The organism is Agromyces zhanjiangensis, assembly GCF_040496055.1.
Classification (GTDB): domain Bacteria; phylum Actinomycetota; class Actinomycetes; order Actinomycetales; family Microbacteriaceae; genus Agromyces; species Agromyces zhanjiangensis.
This window is the reverse complement of the sequence record NZ_JBEPKB010000002.1, coordinates 1-18,392: the sequence shown is the minus strand read 5'-3', so window position 1 is coordinate 18,392 and position 18,392 is coordinate 1. Positions and strand designations below refer to the sequence as shown.

At 72.6% G+C, this 18,392-nt stretch carries 19 protein-coding genes; 1 reads left to right on the top strand and 18 read right to left on the bottom strand.

Translation table 11 applies throughout. The features are described 5' to 3' along the window. Positions 1 to 4: 4 nt before the first annotated feature. Complete coding sequence (locus ABME02_RS03245) at positions 5 to 970, bottom strand: CHAD domain-containing protein (RefSeq protein WP_353813850.1); 966 nt, start codon at positions 968 to 970, stop codon at positions 5 to 7. Positions 971 to 1,055: 85 nt separating this feature from the next. On the opposite strand from ABME02_RS03245, the gene ABME02_RS03240 reads away from it, so the two are divergent. Further along, entirely contained in the window at positions 1,056 to 1,853 is a 798-nt protein-coding gene (locus ABME02_RS03240; RefSeq protein WP_353813849.1) for a YqjF family protein, read from the top strand. Here ABME02_RS03240 and ABME02_RS03235 read toward each other — a convergent pair. The 17 genes from ABME02_RS03235 to ABME02_RS03155 form a co-directional block, all read right to left on the bottom strand. Further along, a complete protein-coding gene (locus ABME02_RS03235; protein WP_353813848.1) occupies positions 1,777 to 2,061 on the bottom strand; it encodes a DUF167 domain-containing protein in 285 nt (94 codons plus the stop codon). The two genes, ABME02_RS03240 and ABME02_RS03235, sit on opposite strands and share 77 nt — an antisense overlap. Before the next feature lie 59 nt (positions 2,062 to 2,120). Further along, complete coding sequence (gene der / locus ABME02_RS03230; RefSeq protein WP_353813847.1) at positions 2,121 to 3,632, bottom strand: ribosome biogenesis GTPase Der; 1,512 nt, start codon at positions 3,630 to 3,632, stop codon at positions 2,121 to 2,123. A gap of 52 nt (positions 3,633 to 3,684) precedes the next feature. Next, on the bottom strand, positions 3,685 to 4,380 hold the full coding sequence (gene cmk / locus ABME02_RS03225; protein WP_353813846.1) for a (d)CMP kinase: 696 nt from the start codon (positions 4,378 to 4,380) through the stop codon (positions 3,685 to 3,687). Beyond that, positions 4,377 to 5,459, bottom strand: coding sequence for a prephenate dehydrogenase (locus ABME02_RS03220; protein ID WP_353813845.1), 1,083 nt, complete (start codon positions 5,457 to 5,459; stop codon positions 4,377 to 4,379). The genes cmk and ABME02_RS03220 overlap by 4 nt, the downstream gene beginning before the upstream one ends. Beyond that, positions 5,460 to 6,257 carry a pseudouridine synthase gene (locus ABME02_RS03215; RefSeq protein ID WP_353813844.1) on the bottom strand — a complete coding sequence of 266 codons (798 nt, stop codon included), beginning with the start codon at positions 6,255 to 6,257 and terminating at the stop codon, positions 5,460 to 5,462. After that, a complete protein-coding gene (gene scpB / locus ABME02_RS03210) occupies positions 6,244 to 7,008 on the bottom strand; it encodes an SMC-Scp complex subunit ScpB (RefSeq protein WP_353813843.1) in 765 nt (254 codons plus the stop codon). The genes ABME02_RS03215 and scpB overlap by 14 nt, the downstream gene beginning before the upstream one ends. Further along, positions 6,998 to 7,888: a segregation and condensation protein A gene (locus ABME02_RS03205; protein ID WP_436408234.1), complete on the bottom strand. Its 891-nt coding sequence runs from the start codon at positions 7,886 to 7,888 to the stop codon at positions 6,998 to 7,000. Before ABME02_RS03205 ends, scpB begins: the two co-directional genes overlap by 11 nt. After that, on the bottom strand, positions 7,872 to 8,759 hold the full coding sequence (locus ABME02_RS03200) for a ParA family protein (protein WP_353813842.1): 888 nt from the start codon (positions 8,757 to 8,759) through the stop codon (positions 7,872 to 7,874). The genes ABME02_RS03205 and ABME02_RS03200 overlap by 17 nt, the downstream gene beginning before the upstream one ends. 45 nt (positions 8,760 to 8,804) lie before the next feature. Next, on the bottom strand, positions 8,805 to 9,710 hold the full coding sequence (gene xerD / locus ABME02_RS03195; protein WP_353813841.1) for a site-specific tyrosine recombinase XerD: 906 nt from the start codon (positions 9,708 to 9,710) through the stop codon (positions 8,805 to 8,807). After that, entirely contained in the window at positions 9,707 to 10,381 is a 675-nt protein-coding gene (locus tag ABME02_RS03190) for an NUDIX domain-containing protein (RefSeq protein ID WP_353813840.1), read from the bottom strand. Before ABME02_RS03190 ends, xerD begins: the two co-directional genes overlap by 4 nt. A 1-nt stretch (position 10,382) precedes the next feature. Further along, positions 10,383 to 12,044: a CTP synthase gene (gene pyrG, locus ABME02_RS03185; protein WP_353813839.1), complete on the bottom strand. Its 1,662-nt coding sequence runs from the start codon at positions 12,042 to 12,044 to the stop codon at positions 10,383 to 10,385. Between the two features lie 194 nt (positions 12,045 to 12,238). Then, positions 12,239 to 13,936 carry a DNA repair protein RecN gene (recN, locus tag ABME02_RS03180; protein WP_353813838.1) on the bottom strand — a complete coding sequence of 566 codons (1,698 nt, stop codon included), beginning with the start codon at positions 13,934 to 13,936 and terminating at the stop codon, positions 12,239 to 12,241. After that, the gene (locus ABME02_RS03175; RefSeq protein ID WP_436408233.1) at positions 13,929 to 14,885 is read right to left on the bottom strand and encodes an NAD kinase; all 957 of its coding nucleotides are present in this window, start codon (positions 14,883 to 14,885) and stop codon (positions 13,929 to 13,931) included. Before ABME02_RS03175 ends, recN begins: the two co-directional genes overlap by 8 nt. After that, a complete protein-coding gene (locus ABME02_RS03170) occupies positions 14,840 to 15,649 on the bottom strand; it encodes a TlyA family RNA methyltransferase (protein ID WP_353813836.1) in 810 nt (269 codons plus the stop codon). The genes ABME02_RS03175 and ABME02_RS03170 overlap by 46 nt, the downstream gene beginning before the upstream one ends. A 3-nt stretch (positions 15,650 to 15,652) precedes the next feature. Next, entirely contained in the window at positions 15,653 to 15,841 is a 189-nt protein-coding gene (locus tag ABME02_RS03165) for a hypothetical protein (protein ID WP_353813835.1), read from the bottom strand. 85 nt (positions 15,842 to 15,926) lie between these two features. Beyond that, a complete protein-coding gene (locus tag ABME02_RS03160; protein ID WP_353813833.1) occupies positions 15,927 to 16,958 on the bottom strand; it encodes an HAD-IIA family hydrolase in 1,032 nt (343 codons plus the stop codon). Next, positions 16,955 to 18,392, bottom strand: a 1,438-nt coding sequence (locus ABME02_RS03155; RefSeq protein ID WP_353813832.1) for a hypothetical protein, incomplete at its 5' end; no start/stop codon positions are given. The genes ABME02_RS03160 and ABME02_RS03155, both read right to left, overlap by 4 nt.

Genomic DNA, 18,392 nt, shown 5'->3' with positions numbered 1-18,392 from the left:
GAGGTCAATGCGGACGGTGCGTGCTCCAGGCCCTCGCGGCCTTCCGCAGCGCCCTGACCGCGCCCGGCAGCTCGGCGAGGTGCGCCGCGGCGCGCGCGTCCGCGTCCTCGGCGAGTCGCTGCAGCACGTCGGCCGGTTCCCCCGCGTGCGCCGCGTGCGCGGCCGCGCGCCGGAGGTGCTCGGCGAACAGCAGTTCGTCGCGGTGGTCGCCGAGGACGTCGTGGATGTCGTCGCCCGCATCCGCGAGATCGGCGGCGCGCTGCCCGAACAGCCGCACGGGCGCCTCGGAGAGCGCCTCCGCGGCGTAGCGGAGGCGGCGGGACGCCTTGCGGAGGTCGTGCAGTTCGTCGAGCGACGGTTGGTCGGGCAGGCGATGAGCACGCCGACCGGCGCGCTCGGCCTCACGGCCGAGCAGCCTCCCGAGCTCGGTCGTCACGTCCCGGGTCGCGCGTTGCGTGAACGGCGGCGCCGCGAGCACCCGGTCGAGCTCCTCGAGCCGCTCGACGGCCCGCGGCAGTTCCTGCCGCTCGACGAACCGGGCGTGCGCGAGGTCATGTGCGGCCCGCTCGTCGTCGACCAGGATGCCGCGGACCCGTTCGCGCTGCGCCTCGGACGCGAACCGTCCGGCCTCGTCGCCGTCGGCGAGCGCCGCCTCGGCCACCTGGACGCGCACCTCCAGGTCGCGCACCGTTCCGAGCTCCTGTCCGAGTTCTCGGAGTCGTCGTCGCAGCCCCGTCACGACCGACACGTCGAGCACGGCGCCGTACGCCGCGAGCACGCTCCGCAGCCGGCGCACGTTCGTGCGGAGTTGATGCAGCGCATCGGGCTCATCGGCGAGCGCGCCGGGAAGGAACCCGCGGAGTCGGTCGCGGACGGCGCGGAGTGCGACGACGACGACGGTGCCGGCGTCGTCGTCAGCAGCATCGGCGACGCGCTCCCCCGCCGATGCCTCGCCGTCCGCTGCGTCCACGCGACCATCGTCCGGCGCGGCGCGGCGGCGAGTCAACCGCCGGGGGCCCTTCCGGCGGTACGGCCGGTCGCGCGAAGATGGCACCGTGCAGGGACTGCCGCTCGAAGCTCCGCCGCTGCCCGGCCGCACCGTGGTCGAGCAGCGCTGGCGCGATCTCGTCTTCCTCCACTGGCGCGTCGAGCCCGAGCGGGTGGCGCCCCTCCTCCCGGCGGGGACCCGGCCCGACGTCGTCGACCGCGCGACCTGGGTCGGCCTCATCCCCTTCGTCCTGACCGACACCCGCTTCCCGCCGCTGCCCCCGATGCACCGCCTGGGGACGTTCGTCGAGGTCAACGTGCGCCTCTACTCGATCGACCACGACGGCAACCGCGGCGTGGTGTTCCGCACCCTCGAGGCCGGGCGCCTGCTGCCGGTCATCGCCGCCCGACTCGCGTTCGGCCTCCCCTACCACTGGGCGAGCTCACGGGTCGTGCATCGGGTGGATGCCTCCGGCCACGAGCTCGACTTCCACAGCCGTCGTCACGGCCCCGGCGGCCCGTCGACGCGCATCCGCGCCCGCCTCGGCGAGCCTGTGCGCGTCGACGCCCCCGATGCAGGCCTCGCGCAGTTCCTCACCGCCCGCTGGGGCTTCCACGAGCAACATCTCGGCCGAACGGCGTGGGCACGGAACACGCACGAGCCGTGGTCGCTGCGGCGCGCCGAGCTCCTCGAGATCGACGACGGGTTGCTCGCGGCGTGCGGGTTCGGCGACCTCGCGACGCGTCACCCCGACTCGGTGCTCGCCTCATCCGGCGTGGCGACGGCCTTCAGCCGTCCCCGGGCGATCGAGGCGCCCGCGTGGCCCCTCCAACCGATCGCACGCCGTCGACCCGCACCCGCTTGATCCGTGCGGTGTGCCCGCGCAGGATCTCGACGTCGGCCCTGCGGACGCCGTAGTGCGCGGCGAGTGCCGCGACGACGCCCGCGTTCGCTGCGCCGTCCACGGCGCGCTCGCGAACGTGCACGGTGACGGATGCAACGGGGTCGCCCGGCGTCGGCTCGACGAGTGGCCCGCGCCGGCTGCCCGGCTTCACGCGCACGGTCAGTTCCATCGCGTTCCGTTCGACCGAGGCATCCGCGCGCCGTTCGATCGGCTCGTCGACCGGACCCGTTACGGCCGCTGCCGGCGCTCGCGCACGCGCATGTTCAGCACGATCGGCGTGCCGACGAAGCCGTAGATCTCGCGCAGGCGCCGCTGGATGAACCGGCGGTAGCCGGGGTCCAGGAACCCCGTCGTGAACAGCACGAACGTCGGCGGACGCGTCGAAGCCTGGGTGCCGAACAGGATGCGCGGCTGCTTGCCGCCCCGCAGCGGGTGCGGGTGGGCCTGGACGAGCTCGGTGAGGAACGCGTTGAACTTGCCGGTGGGGATGCGGGTGTCCCACGACTCCAGCGCAGTCTCCAGGGCGGGAACGAGCTTCTCGAGGTGACGACCGGTCTTCGCGGAGATGTTCACGCGCGGCGCCCACTGCACGTGGTGCAGGTCCTGCTCGATCTCGCGCTCGAGGTAGCGACGGCGGTCGTCGTCCAGGAGGTCCCACTTGTTGTACGCGAGGACGAGTGCGCGACCCGACTCGAGCACGAGGTCGATGATGCGGACGTCCTGCTCGGAGATCGGCTGGGAGACGTCGAGCAGCACGACCGCGACCTCGGCCTTCTCGAGCGCGGCCTGCGTGCGCAGCGACGCGTAGAAGTCGGCGCCCTGCTGCAGGTGCACGCGGCGCCGGATGCCGGCCGTGTCGACGAACCGCCACACCTTGCCGCCGAGCTCGATCTGCTCGTCGACCGGGTCGCGCGTGGTGCCGGCGAGGTCGTTGACGACGACGCGCTCCTCGCGGGCGGCCTTGTTCAGCAGGCTCGACTTGCCCACGTTCGGCCGGCCGAGGATCGCGACCCGGCGAGGACCGCCGAACTCGTCCTTCGCGACCGCCGAGACCTGCGGGAGGACCTTGAACACCTCTTCGAGCATGTCGGCGACCCCGCGCCCGTGCAGCGCGGAGACCGGGTACGGCTCGCCGAGGCCGAGGTTCCAGAGCGCGGCGGCCTCGGGCTCCTGGCGGGCGTCGTCGACCTTGTTCGCGACGAGGAAGACGGGCTTCTTCGTCTTGCGGAGGAGCCGGACGACGTGCTCGTCGGTCGCGGTCGCGCCCACGGTCGCGTCCACCACGAACAGCACCACGTCGGAGAGGTCGATCGCGACCTCGGCCTGCGCGGCGACGGACGCGTCGATGCCCTTCGCATCGGGCTCCCAGCCGCCCGTGTCGACGAGCGTGAAGCGGCGGTCGAGCCACTCGCCCTTGTACGACACGCGGTCGCGGGTCACGCCCGGCGTGTCCTCGACGACGGCCTCGCGACGGCCGAGGATGCGGTTCACGAGCGCCGACTTGCCCACGTTGGGCCGGCCGACGATGGCGATGACCGGCAGCGCCGGGAGGTAGCGGATGCCCTCTTCGCCCTCCTCGGAGAGCTCGAGCAGGTCGAGGTCCTCGTCCGCCAGGTCGTAGTCGTCGAGGCCCGACCGGAGGGCGGCGGCGCGCTGCTCGGCGAGCTCCTCGTCGACGCCGGCGAGGCGCTCGGCGAGATCGTCCTCGGGGGCGTCGAACTCGTCGTCGCGATCGGTCATTCCAACTCCTGGGTGTCTCGGGGTCGCGCGCGCGAGCGCACAACCTGTCTATTCAACCAGTTCGAACCTGAGCGTCCCGGATGACGGCGAGCATCGCCTCGACGGTCTCGTCGAAGTCGAGGTCGGTCGAGTCGACCGTCACGACGCCGTCCGCGGCGTTCATGAAGTCGACGACCTTCGAGTCGGCCGCGTCGCGCGCCCGCAGCTGCTGGCCGGTGGCGGCGGCCGAGTGCCCGACCAGCTCCGCCGAGCGCCGCGCCATCCGCACCTCCTCCGACGCGGTGAGCAGGATCCGCGCTGGCGCGTCGGGCGCGACCACGGTCGTGATGTCGCGGCCCTCGACGACGATCCCGCCGCGCCGCTCGGCCGCCATGATCGCCCGGAACAGCTCGATGAGGTGCGAACGCACCTCAGGCACTCGCGCCACCCGGCTCACGACGCCCGAGATCCCGGGCTCGCGGATCGCCTGCGTGACGTCCGTCGAGCCAACGTGCACGGTGTAGCCCGTCGGGTCGGTGCCGATGCGGTAGTCGAACGAGTCGAGGCACGAGACGACGGATGCCGCGTCCGCCGTGTCCACTCCGGACGCCTCCGCATGCCAGGCCAGCGCCCGGTACGCGGCGCCGGTGTCGAGGAAGCCCCAGCCGAGGCGTCGCGCGACCTCCTTCGAGACGCTCGACTTGCCGCTTCCGGCGGGTCCGTCGACGGCGACGACGACGGGGTGGACGGGCTGGTGCTGCATGGTCATCCTGCGATCCGCCAGCCGCGTGCGGCCAGCTCGGTGGTCAGTCGGTCGGCCGCCTCGGGCACGACCTGCACTTCGGCGAGGCCGACCTGGCGGCCGGGCGAGTGCTCGAGGCGGAGGTCTTCGAGGTTCACGCCGATCTCGCCGATCTCGGCGAGGAGGCGCGCGAGCTGCCCCGGACGGTCGTCGATCATGACGATGATCGTCGTGAACCGCTTGTCGGTGCCGTGCTTGCCTGGCAGGCGGGCGACGCCGGTGTTGCCGCCCGTGAGCTCCTCGGCGACGCGGCGACGGGCGCCGGGCGCGGCCGGGTCGGCGAGCGCGTCGATGAAGCGGTCGAGGTCCTCCCGGTAGGAGATGAGGATGTCGCGCACCGGCGACGCGTTGGCGCCGAGGATCTGCACCCACAGGTCGGGGTCGCTCGCGGCGACGCGGGTCACGTCCCGCACGCCCTGCCCCGCGAGCCCCAGTGCGGCGTTCGGCGCGTCGAGGAATCGTCGCGCCATGATGCTCGAGACCACCTGCGGCACGTGCGAGATCAGCGCCACGCCCGCATCGTGCTCCTCCGGCGTCATCTCGACGAGCGTCGCGCCGAGGTCGAGGATGAGGTCGTCGATCGCGCTCGCGCGCCGGTAGCTGATCTCGTCGTGCGCGGCGACCACCCAGGGGCGGCCGGCGAAGAGGTCGGCGCGAGCGGCGAGCGGTCCCCCGCGCTCGCGTCCGGCCAGCGGGTGCGAGCCGATGTAGCGCGACACGTCGGCACCGTCGGCCTCGAGCTCCGCGAGGATCCCGGACTTCACGCTCGCGACATCCGTCACGATCGCCTCGGGGAACGCCGCGAGCTCGGCCGCGACGACGCTCGCCGTGACATCGGGCGGCACCGCCACCACGATGAGCTGCGGCGCATCGTCGGGCTGCGCACGTCGTCCGGCGCCGAGGTCGACGGCGATCGCGACGTGCGTCGGTGACGCGTCGGCGAGGATCACGTCGATTCCGCGAGTGCGGAGCCCGAGCGCGACGCTCGTGCCGAGCAGGCCGGCGCCGACGACGCGGACCGGTCCGATGAGTCGTGACTCGACCACCTACCCGTTCCCCTTCCGCTCGGCGTCCGCCGCGCGCACGATGGTGAGCAGCTGGCCGAGTTCGACTCTAGTCAACTCGCGCACCGCGCCCGACTTCAGCGTGCCGAGGTGCAGCGGCCCGAATTGCCGGCGCACGAGCTCGACGACCGGGTGGCCGACCGCGTCGAGCATGCGTCGCACGATCCGGTTGCGGCCGGAGTGCAAGGTGACCTCGACCATCGTGTGCCGCTGGTCGCCCTGCGCCTGCAGGATCTTCGCGCGGTCCGCGCGGATCGGGCCGTCGTCGAGGTCGACGCCGCGCTTCAGGCGCTGCAGCGTCTGCGGCGTCATCCGCCCGGTCACCTTCGCGATGTACGTCTTCTCGACGCCGAACGACGGGTGCGCGAGCACGTGCGCGAGCTCGCCGTCGTTGGTGAGCAGCAGCAGGCCGCTCGTGTCGCCGTCGAGGCGGCCGACGTTGAACACGCGCACGTCGAGCGGGTCGGTGAATCGGCGCAGGTCGGGGCGGCCCTGCTCGTCGCGCATCGTCGAGACGACGCCGCGCGGCTTGTTCAGCATGAAGTAGCGCTTGTCCTGGTCGAGCTGCACCGCGACGCCGTCGACCGAGACCCGGTCGGCGAGCGGGTCGATGCGGCTGCCGAGCTCGGTGACGACGCGGCCGTTCACCTCGATGCGTCCCTCGACGATCAGGTTCTCCACGACGCGCCGGCTCGCGACGCCGGCCGCGGCCAGCGCCTTCTGCAGCCGGACGCCCTCGGGTGCGTCGCCGTGGCCTCCCGGCCGGTCAGACGAGGTCACGTTCGAATCCCTCCTGGCCGCCGTCGAGCAGCGGCGAGATCGGCGGCAGGTCGTCGAGCGACGCGATGCCGAGGTTCGTGAGCAGCAGGTCGGTCGTGCCGTACAGGATCGCGCCGGTCTCCTCGTCGGTGTCGACCTCGGTGATGAGGCCGCGACCGTAGAGCGTGCGCACGACCGAGTCGACGTTCACGGCGCGGATCGAGGCGATCGACGACCGCGAGATCGGCTGCTTGTAGGCGATCACCGCGAGCGTCTCGAGCGCCGCCTGCGAGAGCTTCGTCGACGTCTGCGCGAGCACCGCGTCGGTGATCAGCGCGTCGTACTCCGTGCGGGCGTAGAAGCGCCAGCCGCCGCCCACCTCGCGAAGTTCGAAGGCGCGACGGATGCCGCCGGCCGCCGGCTGCTCGCCCGCGTCGGTGCGCGGCTCACCGGACGGCGCCCCGCCGTCGTAGTCCGCGACGAGGCGCGCGATCGACGCCTTCACCTCGGCGATCGGGCGCGCGACGGCCGCGGCGAGGTGCACGAGGCCCTGGGGCTCGTCGGCGATGAACAGCAGTGCCTCGATGGCGCGGTCGAGGTCGAGGCGGGGCTGGCCCGGAACGTCGAGGGGGGTCGCGACCGACACCTCGGGACGCTCGTCGGCCGCGGCCGCGGCCGCGGGTTCGGCGCGCGCCGCGTCGCCTGTCGGCGCCTCGGCATCCCGTGCCATCGCGTCGTCCGTCGGCATCGCGGCATCCGTCTCACTCGTCATAGTCGGCTCCCAGGCTGTCCAGTCGATCGTCGGACCAGTTCTCGTTCCCCGCCCAGCGCAGCGTCAGCTCCCCGAGGGGTTCGAGCTGGTCGAACCCGATCGCGTCGTGCCGGTACAGCTCGAGGACCGCGAGGAACCGTGCCACGACGACGCCGGGCCGGTCGACGCCCGCGATGAGCCGCCGGAACGTGACGGGCTCCCCGCGGCGGAGCACGGCGACGACATGCGCCGCCTGCTCGCGGATCGAGACGAGCGGGGCGTGCAGGTGGTCGAGGCCCACCGTCGGCAGTTCGCGCGGCGTGAGCGCGAGCGTGGCGAGTGCGGCGAAGTCGGCCGGCCCGAGCGTCCAGCGCAGCTCGGGCGTGCGCTGGCGGAAGCGCTCCTCGAGCTTGACCGTGCGGGCGTGCCGCAGCGACTCGACCTCGATCCGGCCGCCGAACCAGCGCGCCGCCTCCTTGAACGCGCGGTACTGCAGCAGTCGCGCGAACAGCAGGTCGCGCGCCTCGAGGAGCGCGACGTCCTCGGCGTCGACGAGCTCGCCCTGCGGCAGGAGCCCGGCGACCTTCAGGTCGAGGAGCGTGGCCGCGACGACGAGGAACTCGCTCGCTCGGTCGAGTTCCTCGTCGCTGTCGATGCCGCGGAGGTACGCGATGAACTCGTCCGTCACCGCCGACAGCGACACCTCGGTGATGTCGAGCTCGTGCTTGGCGATGAGTGAGAGCAGCAGGTCGAATGGCCCCTCGAAGTTCGACAGGGCGACGCGGAAGCCGGGCTCGGGCGCCGGCTCGGCGGCGACGGCGGCATCGGCCGGCTCGGGCGCCTCGCCCGTGTCGCCCGCCGGGGTGTTCGTCGCCGCCCTGGGCTCAGGCGACCGCGCCACGGTCGACCAGCTCCCTCGCGAGCTGACGGTACGCCCGCGAGGCGGGGTGCTCGGGCGCGAACTCCGTGATCGGCGTCGCGGCGACCGTGGCATCCGGGAACTTCACGGTGCGCGTGATCACGGTTTCGAGCACCTTCTCGTCGAACGCGTCGACGACCCGCTCGAGCACCTCGCGGGAGTGCAGCGTGCGCGCGTCGTACATGGTTGCGAGGATCCCGTCGAGCGTGATCGCCGGGTTCAGCCGGTCGCGCACCTTGTCGATGGTCTCGATGAGCAGCGCGACGCCGCGCAGCGCGAAGTACTCGCACTCGAGCGGGATCACCACGCCGTGGCTCGCCGTGAGGGCGTTCACGGTGAGGAGGCCGAGCGACGGCTGGCAGTCGATCAGCACCACGTCGTAGTCGGCGGACACCTTGCGGAGCACGCCCGCGAGGATCTGCTCGCGCGCGACCTCGGTCACGAGGTGCACCTCGGCGGCCGACAGGTCGATGTTCGCGGGGATGACGTCGAGACCCTCGACCCCCGTGCGCTGGATGGCATCGGCCGGCGAGACGCTGCGCGAGAGGAGAAGGTCGTAGATCGTCGGGACGTCGTGCGTCTGCACGCCGAGGCCCGCCGACAGCGCGCCCTGCGGATCGAAGTCGACCGCGAGCACGCGACGTCCGTAGTCGGCCAGTGCCGCGCCGAGGTTGATCGTCGTCGTGGTCTTGCCGACGCCGCCCTTCTGATTGCAGAGCGCGATGATCCGGGCCGGTCCGTGGGACCGGAGCGGTGCGGGCTCCGGGAAGTCGCGTGCGGGGCGGCCGGTGGGACCCAGGTCCGACGACTCCAGCGTGGCGGTGCCGTCCACCGGGTCGTGTTCGTAGGTCACGGTGCGGCTCTCTCTCCCCGTCGATTCCGGAATGCTTGGTCGATTCTAACGAGCGCGGGGGTGGGCGACCGTGTACATCTCCCGGAGTGTATCGGCCGTGACCAGGGTGTAGATCTGGGTGGTCGACACGGACGCGTGCCCGAGGAGCTCCTGGACGACGCGCACGTCGGCGCCGCCCGCGAGCAGGTGCGTCGCGAAGGAGTGCCGCAGTGTGTGCGGTGAGACGGATGCCGCGACCCCGGCCCGCTCCGCCGCATCCTGCAGCACCTGCCACACGGCCTGGCGCGACATCCGCCTCCCGCGGACGCCGAGGAACAGCGCGGGCGTCGCGCTCCCCCGCACCGACAGCACGGGTCGGGACCGCACGAGGTACGCGTCGAGCGCGGCCCGCGCGTAGCTGCCGACGGGCACGATCCGCTCGGTGCCGCCCTTGCCGAACAGCCGCACGACCTCCTCGTCGACGAGGTCGTCGACGTTGAGCGCCGTGGCCTCGGAGACGCGCGCGCCGGTCGCGTAGAGCAGTTCGAGCAGCGCGACGTCGCGCAGCGCCGTGACCTCCTCGCCGACGCGGGCGGCCTCGATGATCGCGGCGACCTGCTCCACGGGGATCGCCTTCGGCAGACGCATCGGCAGCTTGGGCGGGCGGAGGTCCTTGGCCGGGTCGGTGGGCGTACGTCCCTCCTCGGCGAGGAAGCGGTGCAGGCCCCGCACCGCGGAGAGCACCCGCGCGATCGACGAGACCGCGAGCGTCGGCTCCCGCTCCGAGCCCAGGTAGCGCACGAACGCCGACAGGTCGGCCTCGGCGACGGCCTCGGGTCCGGCGATGCCGGCGCGATCCAGCCAGTCGGCGTAGATCGCGAGGTCGCGCCGGTACGAGGCGAGGCTGTTGCGCGCGAGTCCTCGCTCCACCGTGAGGTGGCGCAGGTAGTCGTCGACCGCGCGCGAGCTCACCCGGCGGCCGGCCTGTGGTCGGGATGCGCCGGCCAGGCCGCGTCCGCGGGTCCGAGCGTCGCCCAGCCGCGAGCACGCGCGGCGACGGCCGCGAGCACGCCGACGGTGAGCGAGGGATTGCCGACCCGACGGGCGAGGACGGCGTCGACGCAGTCGTCGAGGCCGACCCATCCGACCTCCATGTCGGCCTCCTCGTCCTCGCGGGCGTGCGTCTCCGGTGCCGCTGCGAGGTCGCGGGCCAGGAAGATGCGGATGGCCTCGTCGCTGCCGCCCGGGGTCGTGAAGTAATCGGCCAGGACCGCCCAGTCGGATGCCACGAGGTCCGCCTCCTCGGCGAGCTCGCGCTTCGCCGCCTCGAGGGGCGGTTCACCCGCGACGTCGAGGAGGCCCGCGGGGATCTCCCAATCGCGCGCGCGGACCGGTTGGCGGTACTGCTTGATCAGCAGGACGCGGTCGTCGTCGCCGAGCGCGAGGATCGCGACGGCACCGGGGTGCGCCACGTACTCGCGGACGATCGGGGTCGCGTCCTGTCCGTACTCGAGCCGGTCGCGGCGCACGTCCCAGATGCGCCCCTCGAAGACGGTCTCACGGTCGAGGAGCGGCAGGTCGACGTACTCGTCGACGGGCAGGTCGGCGGTCGGATCGACCGGCCCGCCGACCTCGGCCGTCATGTCAGGCGTCCTCGACGTCGTCGAACAGCAGGCTCGCCTTGCGCCGCTCGAGCGCCGCCCCGACGAGGCCGCGGAACAGCGGGTGGGCGTCGTTCGGGCGGCTCCGGAGCTCGGGGTGCGCCTGGGTGGCGACGTAGAACGGGTGCATGTCGCGCGGCAGCTCCACGAACTCGACGAGGTGCCGGCTCGGCGACATGCCGGAGAAGACCATGCCCGCCTCGGCGATGCGGTCGCGATACGCGTTGTTCACCTCGTACCGATGGCGGTGCCGCTCCGACACCTCGGTCGCGCCGTACAGCTCGGCGACGATCGAGCCCTCGTCGAGCGCCGCCGGGTAGAGGCCGAGGCGCATGGTGCCGCCCAGGTCGCCGCCGGCGATGATCTCGACCTGCTCCTCCATGGTCGCGATGACCGGGAACTCGGTGTCGGGGTCGAACTCGCTCGAGGATGCGCCGGGGAGCCCCGCCACGTTCCGCGAGTACTCGATCACCATGCACTGCAGGCCGAGGCAGAGCCCGAGCGTCGGGATGCCGTTCTCGCGTGCGAAGTGCAGCGCACCGAGCTTGCCCTCGATGCCGCGCACGCCGAAGCCGCCGGGCACGCAGATCCCGTCGAGGTGCGACAGCTTCTCCTTCGCCCCCTCGGGGGTTCGGCACTCGTCGGACGGGATCCACTCGATGTTCACCTTGGTCTCGTTGGCGAAGCCGCCGGCGCGGAGCGCCTCGGTGACCGACAGGTAGGCGTCGGGCAGGTCGATGTACTTCCCGACGAGCCCGATCGTGACCTCGTGCGCCGGGTCGTGCACGACGCGGAGCAGGTCGGCCCACGCCGACCAGTCGACCTCGGCGGCCTTGTCGCCGAGCCCGAGCGCCTCGATGAGGTACGCGTCGAGGCCCTGCTCGTGGAGCATCGTGGGGATGTCGTAGATCGACGGCACGTCGACCGCGTTCACCACGGCGGCCTCGTCGACGTCGCACATGAGCGCGATCTTGCGCTTGTTCGCCTCGGTGACCGGGCGGTCGCTGCGCAGCACGAGGGCATCGGGCTGGATGCCGATCGAGCGGAGCGCGGCGACCGAGTGCTGCGTCGGCTTCGTCTTCTGCTCCCCCGACGCGCCCATGAACGGCACGAGCGAGACGTGCACGAAGAACACGTTCGTGCGCCCGAGCTCGTGCCGGACCTGGCGCGCGGACTCGATGAACGGCTGCGACTCGATGTCGCCGACCGTGCCGCCGATCTCGGTGATGATGACGTCCGGCTTCGGCGTCTCGGTCGCCTGGAGGCGCATGCGGCGCTTGATCTCGTCGGTGATGTGCGGGATCACCTGCACGGTGTCGCCGAGGTACTCGCCGCGCCGCTCCTTGGCGATGACGGTCGAGTAGATCTGCCCGGTCGTGACGTTGGCGGCCTGCGACAGGTCGATGTCGAGGAAGCGCTCGTAGTGCCCGATGTCGAGGTCGGTCTCGGCTCCGTCGTCGGTCACGAAGACTTCGCCGTGCTGGAACGGGTTCATGGTGCCCGGATCGACGTTGAGGTAGGGGTCGAGCTTCTGCATCACCACCCGCAGGCCCCGCGCCGTGAGCAGGTTGCCGAGGCTTGCCGCCGTCAGGCCCTTGCCCAGAGAGGAAACGACACCACCAGTCACGAAGATGTGCTTGGTCACGGTGTTCGTGAGTTCAGTGTTCGAAATGTCTGCGCCGCGATCATCCACCACGGGCTTGTAGTCTATCCGACTCCCGGCTGGGAATGGTCCGAGCCTTCGCCGAACTGCGACGACGGGTGCCGCGTCCCGCGAGATCGCGGGCGAATCACGCGTCGAACTCGCCCCACCGAACCGACCCGCCGGGCGTGTCGTCGTCAGGCGGCGTCGGCGTCGGCGATCTCGAGGAGTTCGCGCGCGTGCGCGAGGCCGGATGCGGAGTCGGCGAGGCCGGAGAGCAGTCGTGCCATCTCGGCCTCCCGCTCGGCGCCCTCGAGCTGCCGCACGCTCGAGGCGGTGACGCGGCCGTCCGTGCCCTTGACGACGCTGAGGTGGTTCGACGCGAACGCCGCGACCTGAGCGAGGTGGGTGACGACGATGACCTGCGAGCGCTCGGCGAGTCGCGCGAGACGTCGGCCGATCTCGATCGCCGCGGCCCCGCCGACGCCGGCGTCGACCTCGTCGAACACGAACGTCGGCACGGGATCGGCACCCGCGATGACGACCTCGATCGCGAGCATCACGCGCGACAGCTCGCCGCCGGAGGCGCCCTTGGCGACGGGCCTCGGCTCGGTGCCGGGGTGCGGGCGCAGCAGGATCGAGACCTGGTCGCGACCGTGCGAGGCGGGCTCGGCGAGCGACTCGACCGTCACGGTCAGCTCGGCGTCGGGCATGGCGAGCGCGGCCAGTTCCGCCGTCACCGCGGCGGCGAGGCTGGATGCCGCGTCGGCGCGCAGGGCGGAGATCCGGTCGGCGAGTTCGTCGACCTCGGCGGCGCGCCGTTCGACGGCGCGCTCGAGGGCATCGATCCGGTCGTCGTCGCCGTCGAGTTCGACGAGCCGGAGTCCGCCGTCGTGCCGGAACGCGATCGCCTCGTCGAGCGTGCCGTGCCGTCGCGCGAGGTTCGCGAGGACCGCGCGTCGCTCCTGGACCGCTTCGAGTTCCGCGGCGCCGTCGGCGTCGAGCCCCGCGAGGTACCCGGACAGCTCGGTCGCGGCATCCGCGAGGGCGAAGCCGGCACTCGCCACCGCCTCGGCGATCGGCGCGAGCGCGGCATCGTGGGCGACCACGCGGTCGACCTGGCGGCGCGCCGACTCCACGAGGGTGATCGCGTCGGGCGTGTCGTCGCCGGCGACCTCGGCCGAGATGAGCTCCCTCGCCTGGGCCGCGGCCAGGCGGAGGTCCTCGAGGTTGGTGAGGCGCTCCGCGCGCTCCTGCAGCGCGTCGTCCTCGCCGCGCTGGGGGTCGGCGGTCTCGAGTTCGTCGAGGGCGAGGCGGAGTTCCTCCGCCTCGCGGAGCCGCTCGTCGTGGTGTTCCCGCAGCGACCGGAGCTCGTCGGCCTCGACGCGCCAGGCCCGGAAGGCCTCTCGGTACGCAGCCAGCGCGTCGGCGAGTGCGGGCCCGGCGAATCGGTCGAGCGCATCGCGCTGCGCGGTCGCCGAACGGAGTCGCTGCTGGTCGGCCTGGCCGTGCACGACGACGAGGTGGTCCGCGAGCTCGGCGAGGACGCCCACCGGGGCACTGCGTCCGCCGACGATGGCACGACTGCGACCTTCGGCGGACACCGAGCGCCCGAGGAGCAGCTCGCCCGCGTCGATCTCGCCGCCCGCATCGGCCACGCGTTCCGCCACGGACTCGGGGTCGGTGAGGAGCCACCGACCCTCGACCCATGCCTGCTTCGCGCCGGAGCGGACCGTGCCGGCATCGGAGCGCGCTCCGAGCAGGAGGCCGAGCGCCGTGACCACCATCGTCTTTCCAGCGCCGGTCTCGCCGGTCACGGCGGTGAAGCCGGGACCGAGCGGCAGCGTGGCGTCGGCGATGACTCCCAGGTCGCGGATTCCGAGTTCCTCAATCACCGGCGACCGGCCCCTTCCAGCCCGTGACGGGCAGCTGGAACTTGTTCACCAGCCGGTCGGTGAACGGCGCCTGGTGCAGCCGGGCGAGGCGCACGGGCACCGTGGACCGTCGGACGATGACCCGGGCGCCCGGCGGGAGCTCGAACATCCGCCGGCCGTCGCACCAGATCACCGCCGCCGCCTCCGTCCGCTGGAGCACCTCGACGGCGAGCGACGAGTCGGGGCCGACGACGAGCGGCCGGGCGAACAGCGCGTGCGCACTGAGCGGCACGAGCAGCAGCGCTTCGACCGCCGGCCAGACGACGGGACCGCCGGCCGAGAACGAGTAGGCCGTCGAGCCGGTCGGGGTCGACATGACGACGCCGTCGCACCCGAACGAGGACAACGGGCGGCGGTCGACCTCGATGACCACCTCGAGCATGCGTTCGCGTTCGGCCTTCTCGACGGTCGCCTCGTTCAGCGCCCACCCCTCGTAGACGACGTCTTCGCCGATCTTCGCTCGCACGGAGAGCGTCATGCGCTCCTCGACCGTGTAGTCGCGCGCCAGCGCGCGGCCGACCGTGTAGCCGAGATCGTCGCGTTCGCTCTCCGCGAGGAACCCGACGTGGCCGAGGTTGACGCCGAGCAGCGGAACGGGGTGCTCGCGCGTGAGCTCCGCCGCGCGGAGGATCGTGCCGTCGCCGCCGAGGACGATGACGAGCTCGATGTGCTTCGGCGAGACCTCTTCGAACCGCTTGACCATGCCCTCGAGCTCGGGCAGTGCCGTCATGACGTCGTGCCACTGCTCTGCGGCCACGACGGGCACGGCGCCGGCCGCGACCAGCTGCCCGCACACGTCGGCCGTGGCGTCGAGGGCCGACGACCGACCGGTGTGCGAGACCACGAGGAAGAACCGTGCATCGCTCACGCCGTGACGCCTCCCGTCGCTACTCGGACCTGACTGGACCATTCTGACGGATCGGCGCCGCGCGTCGGGCTGAGCAGCACGAGGACCTCGCGATTGCCGTGCGTTCCGGCGATCGGGGAGGACAGGACGCCCGCCGTCCGCAGCCCGAGGTCGTGCGCGGCCCAGAGCACGTTCATCACCGCGTCGCCGCGCGCGGCGGGATCGCGCACGACGCCCTCCCTCGTGCCGCTCCGCCCGACCTCGAACTGCGGCTTCACGAGGAGCACGAACTCGGCATCGGGGGATGCGGTCGCCCGCAGGGCGGGCAGCACCGTCGTCAGCGAGATGAAGGACAGGTCGGCCGTCACGAGCGTCGGCGGGGCGTCGACTCCCGTCAGGCGGCCGAGCGCGACCGCATCGAGGTGCCGCACGTTGCACCCCTCGACCAGGACCAGCCCGGGCAGCCCGTGCAGTTCGGGCGCGAGCTGGCCGTGGCCGACGTCGACCGCCAGCACGGTCGCCGCTCCACGCTCGAGCAGCACTTGGGTGAACCCGCCCGTGGAGGCGCCCGCATCGAGCACGACCCGGCCGGTCGGGTCGACGCCGAAGGCGTCGAGCGCCGCGATGAGCTTGTGCGCGGCGCGGCTCACGTAGTGGTCCGCTGCGGCGACCTCGAGGACGGCGTCCTCCGCCACGCGGTGCGCGGCCTTCGTGACGGGCTCGCCGTCGACGCGGACCGCGCCCTCGGCGATGAGGGTCGCCGCGTGCGTGCGCGACCGTGCGAGGCCGCGCGCCGCCAACGCCGCATCGAGTCGCTGGGCCGTCACCGATCAGCTCGCGGATCGCGCGGGATCGGATCGCTCGAGTTCGCGCCGGAGTTGCTCCGCCATCGCGTCGAACCCGGCGGCGCGCTCCTCCAGGGGCGACGCCTCGATCGCGGAGAGCGCATCGGCGGCCGCCGCCGCCAGATCCTCCGGTGCCGCCGCCGGGTCGCCTGCGTCGAAGTCTCCTGTGCTCACGACCCCCACGCTACCTCGTACCACGATCGACTCCGCACGGCCCACGCGCGCGAGGGACCGACCCGGACACGTGGATCCGCTGCATTCAGCGGTAGAGACGCTCCGGCACGTCGAGCGCGTGGATCGCCGTCCCGCTCTCCCAGATGGCCGCACACGCGGCACGCAGGAGGTCCAGCGCGTCGTCGCCGTCCCGCTCGATCACGACGCGGCGCCCGTCGATGCGCACCTCCGCTCCGCGGACGCGGACACCGCCTCGGCGACGTTCGATCTCCGGGTACGGCTCATGGAGCTCGCGGAGATCGGAGACGATGAAATCCGGGCGGCTCGCGGCATCCGCTGCCAGCACCTGCTTCGCCCGGTCGATGCCCGTGAGCACGACGAGCGAGGCGATGCCGGCGCGGTTCGCGCCTCGGATGTCGGTGTCCAGGCGGTCGCCGATCATGAGCGGATGCTCCGCTTCGAAGCGTTCACGCGCCTCGTCGAAGATCGGCGTCTCGGGCTTGCCGGCGACCTCCGGGAATCGTCCCGCCGCGGTGTGCACGGCGGAGACGAGGGTCCCGTTGCCGGGCGCGATGCCACGCTCGACCGGGATCGTCCAGTCCATGTTCGTCGCGATCCAGGGGATGCCACCGGGCTCCCCCGGCCCGCCGTGCGCGTTGAGTGCGAAGGCGGCCTCGGCCAGCTGCCGCCACCCGACGTCCGGATGGAATCCCTGCATGACGGCATCGGGAGCGTCGTCGGCCGAGCGCGTGACCCGGTAGCCGCCGCGTTCGAGCTCCGTGACGATGCCGTCCCCGCCGACGACGAGCACCAGGGACGCTGGGGCGACGGATGCCGCGAGCAGCCGCATCGCGGCCTGCGGCGAGGTCACGACATCGCGTGGCGTGGGCGACAGCCCGAGCGACGTCAGATGCGCCGCGACCTGTTCGTCGCTGCGCGAGGCGTTGTTCGTGATGTACGCGACCGGGAGCGACTCGCCGACCCGATTCAGGCTCTCCACCGCGTGCGGGATGGCGTGCGGTCCGGCGTAGACCACGCCGTCGAGGTCGGCGAAGACCGCGTCGACGCCGTCGAGCGGCGTTGACGCGCCACGGCGCGAGCCGAAGAGCGGGCTCATCCGCGTCCGGCGTCCGGGCCCGCGCCCGTCTCGTCGTCGAGGTCGGCGGTCTCGGCCAGGATCGCGGCCACCTCGGGCTCGATCGCGTCGGCCGGGTCGCCCTCGGCGTCGGTGTCCGCCTCGGGCCCGGGCGCGGTCGTGGCCGCGTCGTCGTCGGTGCCGGCGGGGCCGTCGGTCACGACCTGCGCTGCGTCGCCCTCGATCTCGACCGGCTCCTCCTCGACCTCGAGTTCGAAGACCTCGATGAAGTCGGGACGCGCGCCCTCGAGCGCGGCCTCGGCGCGATCCGACAGCTCGCGCCAGCGCGCGGCATCCCCGGAACGACCGAGTTCGTCGAGCACCTCCGCGTACGCGGAGAACAGCGCCGGGCTGTACGAGAATGCGCGGTCCGGATCGAGCTGCGGCACTTCGAGCTCCGCGAGCGCCAGTTCGGGCTGCTCGAGGTCGAGCCGCGCCCCGGACATCGCGATCGCGAGTGCGGCCTGCACTGCGGCCGGCAGCGTCGCGCGATCGACGGACCGACCGAGCTCCAGGGCGCGATCGGGTCGTCCGACGCCGCGCTCGCTGTCCACCATGAGGGCGATCTGGTCGTCGCTGCCGGAGATCCGTCGGTAGGTGCGCAGCTCGCGGAGGGCGAGGGCGAAGTCGCCCGTCGCGTACGCGGTGATCGCCAGTGTCTCGCGGACGACGGCGACACGGCCGGCACGGCGGGATGCGGAGAGTGCGTGCCGGTGCGCGAGCGCGGGATCGTCCTCGAGCGCCTCGGCTGCGGCGACCAGGTGCCGCGCGACCCACTCCGCGTTCTCCTTCGAGAGCGTCTTGAGTTCGGCGCGTGCGGCCGAGTCCAGGTCCCTCGGCGTGATGCGGTCGGCGATCGGCGGGTCGTCGTGACGCGGCCGGACAGCGAGCTCGGCAGCTCCGTGACCGGCCTGTCGCGGAGTCCGCTCACGGTCCGAGGAGCGCTGCGCCGGGCGTCCCGCGACGCGGCCGTGCGAAGAACGGTGGTCGCGCGAGCCGCCGGGCCGGTCCGAGCGGCGCTCGTCGCGACCGGCGCGGTCATCGCGCGAGCCGTACCTGCGATCACCCGTGCCGCGCGGCGTGTACGTGCGCTCGCCACCACGATCATCGCGCGAACCGTACTTCCGGTCGCCACCACGATCGTCACGCGAACCGTACTTCCGGTCGCCACCACGGTCGTCACGCGAACCGTACCTGCTGCGCTCACCACCACGGTCGTCACGCGAACCGTACCTGCTGCGCTCACCACCACGGTCGTCACGCGAACCGTACCTGCTGCGCTCACCACCACGGTCGTCACGCGAACCGTACCTGCGCTCACCACCACGGTCGTCACGCGAACCGTACCTGCTGCGCTCACCACCACGGTCGTCACGCGAACCGTACCTGCGCTCACCACCACGGTCGTCACGCGAA

Coding starts and splice junctions, on each gene's coding strand:
- ABME02_RS03235 (WP_353813848.1), bottom strand. CDS start 2,061: ATGGAACTGACCGTGCGCGTGAAGCCGGGCAGCCGGCGCGGGCCACTC.
- der (WP_353813847.1), bottom strand. CDS start 3,632: ATGACCGATCGCGACGACGAGTTCGACGCCCCCGAGGACGATCTCGCC.
- cmk (WP_353813846.1), bottom strand. CDS start 4,380: ATGACCATGCAGCACCAGCCCGTCCACCCCGTCGTCGTCGCCGTCGAC.
- scpB (WP_353813843.1), bottom strand. CDS start 7,008: ATGACGAGTGAGACGGATGCCGCGATGCCGACGGACGACGCGATGGCA.
- ABME02_RS03190 (WP_353813840.1), bottom strand. CDS start 10,381: ATGACGGCCGAGGTCGGCGGGCCGGTCGATCCGACCGCCGACCTGCCC.
- ABME02_RS03175 (WP_436408233.1), bottom strand. CDS start 14,885: ATGGTCCAGTCAGGTCCGAGTAGCGACGGGAGGCGTCACGGCGTGAGC.
- ABME02_RS03160 (WP_353813833.1), bottom strand. CDS start 16,958: ATGAGCCCGCTCTTCGGCTCGCGCCGTGGCGCGTCAACGCCGCTCGAC.